General features: G+C 51.1%; 2 protein-coding genes and 1 other annotated feature. Both genes read right to left on the bottom strand.

Features of this window, described 5'->3' with window-relative positions; genetic code table 11:
- Positions 1 to 34: 34 nt before the first annotated feature.
- Positions 35 to 1,576 (bottom strand): phenylalanine--tRNA ligase subunit alpha, encoded by a 1,542-nt coding sequence (locus tag OXH16_18375; protein MCY3683369.1) that lies wholly within the window; start codon positions 1,574 to 1,576, stop codon positions 35 to 37.
- 48 nt (positions 1,577 to 1,624) lie between these two features.
- Positions 1,625 to 1,876: a binding site (T-box leader), on the bottom strand.
- Between the two features lie 50 nt (positions 1,877 to 1,926).
- Positions 1,927 to 2,834: choice-of-anchor D domain-containing protein (locus OXH16_18370; GenBank protein ID MCY3683368.1), on the bottom strand; the 908-nt coding region annotated here is incomplete at its 5' end.

Raw genomic sequence — 2,834 nt, 5'->3', positions numbered from 1 at the left:
GGTTTATTAACTGTAATCGTTGGCATTTTTACTCCTACCGCGTATTCCTGACCAGATCCAAATCCGTACTGAACAAATCGCGTATATCGTTAATACCCAGCGCGACCATCGCCATTCGATCAACCCCCAGACCCCAGGCAATAACCGGAACATCCACACCCAGAGGTCGTGTAAGCTCAGGACGAAAAAGACCCGCACCACCAAGCTCGATCCAGCCCAGAACGGGATGCTTTGCCTGAAGTTCTACCGAAGGCTCGGTAAAAGGAAAATAATCGGGCACATAGCGCACATCTTCGGACTGCGCGATCTCAAGGGCGAACAACTTGAGCAAACCGAGCAAACTGCGAAAATTTATCTCCTCGCCCAGAACAATACCCTCAGCCTGAAAAAAATCCGCTGCATGCGTGGCATCGACATCATCCGGGCGAAAACAACGCGCAAGAGCGAAATACTTACCCGGGATATTTGGTTCTGAAGCGAGCGTCCGCCCCGAAAGCGCAGTACCCTGACTACGCAAAATAAGGCGGCGCGACTGTTCGGGATTGAACTCATATCGCCACCCGCGCGAACCCGTCTCACCCCCGTTTTGATGCGCCTCAGCCACCCTGGAAAAATGGGGTTCTTCAGCCTCTCGGGATTTCGTTGGCTCCGTTACGTAATACGCATCGTGAATATTGCGCGCCGCGTGAAACTGCGGCATAAAAAGAGCATCCATATTCCAAAACTCAGTCTCGACCAGCGAACCTTTCATCTCTTCAAACCCGAGCGCCATCAACCGACGCCGCACATTATCGAGATACGCCCGATAGGGATGGTGCTTCCCAATAAGCACGCGAGGTGGCTTAATCGACAGATCATATCGGCGAAAAGACGCACCCTGCCATGTGCCCTTCTGAATCATATCGGGCGTAAGACGAGAAATCTCATCACCCTTAAGATTGGCTTTAACAACCTCCACAAGCACGCGCTGCCCTTCATCCGTCAGCCTATAAACCCGCTCCGTGCGATCATCCAGGCGAACAGGAGCCCTGCTCCCCCCGCGTTTGCGGGCATTGGCTTCGATATACTGGACAATATCACCGGGAAAATCATCAATCTCAATTCCAGCATCGGAAAATTTCTCAAACAATTCCGGCATAAGCCGATCAACAAAAAAAGAAGCGCGCTCTGCATCAACAATAACAACCGCCCCCTTATCCAGATCGACAACCCCATCCTTTTTCAAACCGCCAAACGCACTGCCCCAAGCACCTCTATCAAAGCGCTCGTCGGCTTGTAAATCCTGGATCCCGACGCGCCCTGCACTCACCCGGGCCAAAAGTGCCGTCTCTGGCGTCGCGCCCTTTGAGGCAAAATCCCGTCCCACTTCCGTAAGCGAAACAGTCACGCGCGTATTTTCTCCCGTAACTTCGAGCAACTGCTTGGAAAGCAACCACTCAACCGCGCGCCGAACCTGTCCCTCACCAAGATCCGCGCCACTTTGAAGTTGTGCATCGGACTGCTCGGCACTGGCATTGTTTTGATACACACGCAAAATGCGAATTTCGAGCGCATGTAAAGATGCGAGATCAATCAAGAGAAACTCCAATGTTAGTATTAGACAACAAAAAAGCCCCTTCGTCATCATAGGGACGAAAGAGCTTTCCGCGTTACCACCCTATTTGCGCTAAAAAGCACCACTCAGCGGACGGCCATCACCATCCTGTCCATTATCGGTGGACCCACCGGCTCGGCTTAATAGGAAACTATCTTTCCATTCGGCTTTGCAGCTCGGGAGGGAACTTCGCCTGTGCATCCTGCAGATGTGTTCTCAGCCCGGGACACATCCTCTCTGTCCAGTTGGGAACAGGTTACTTTTCTCCGTCATCACTTTGAAGGCAAAACATAGAAATTTGCACTACAAGTGTCAAGCCGAAAGTCGCAAATCTACCCGTCAACCATCTTTCCAAATACACTCACAAACATGAGAAAATCTGAAAAATCAACACTACCGCTGCCATCGATATCGTATTCGGACGCAGCCGATCCAAACGCACCCACAAACAGCAGAAAATCAGTAAAGTCAATCATACCACTACCGTCAAAATCCGATTTGGCTTCCAAAGAAAGCGGCTGAACAACGCCAGAAATCGACAGCGTAAGCTTTGCGCGATCAGGATCATTACTCAAAATATTAATAAGCCCCGAAAACTCGCCCTCCATGGGTTTGGGGAACGTAATCGTAACCGTCTGTGAACCATTGGGCGCCAGCGTAAACACAGAAGGCTCAAACGTCAAACCCGGCACATCGCTCTCAATACCCGTAACCTCCAACGACGCAGTACCCGTATTCTCAATCGTAAAAGTCTGCTGAGCCGTCTTCTCAGCATCAATACTCCCGAAATCAATAGCCGGTTCTCCCACAACCAGCACCGGCGCAGGTGCCGCCTGCACGATCCCTGAAATCGAAAGAGTATGCTTCGCGCGATCAGGATCATTACTCGAAATAGTGATAAGCCCCGAAAACGTCCCTTCCGTCGAACTCGGAAACGTAATCGTAATCGTCTGTGAACCATTGGGGTCCAGTGTGAACATCGTAGTATCAAACGTCAGCCCCGACACATCGCTCTCAATACCCGTAATCTCCAGCGGTGCAGTACCCGTATTTTGAACCGTAATCGTCTGCTGGACCGTCTGTTCAAACTCAACAGTACCGAAATCAATTGCGGATTCCTGAACAGCAATCGCTGGCACAGGTGCCGCCTGCACGATCACAGACACGGCTAAGGTCTGTGTTCCACTCTTCAGATCATTACTCGAAATCGTGATATTACCTGAAAACGTGCCCGCTGTCG

It is taken from the genome of Gemmatimonadota bacterium, assembly GCA_026705765.1.
Classification (GTDB): Bacteria; Latescibacterota; UBA2968; order UBA2968; family UBA2968; genus VXRD01.
This window is presented reverse-complemented; position numbering and strand designations above follow the sequence as displayed.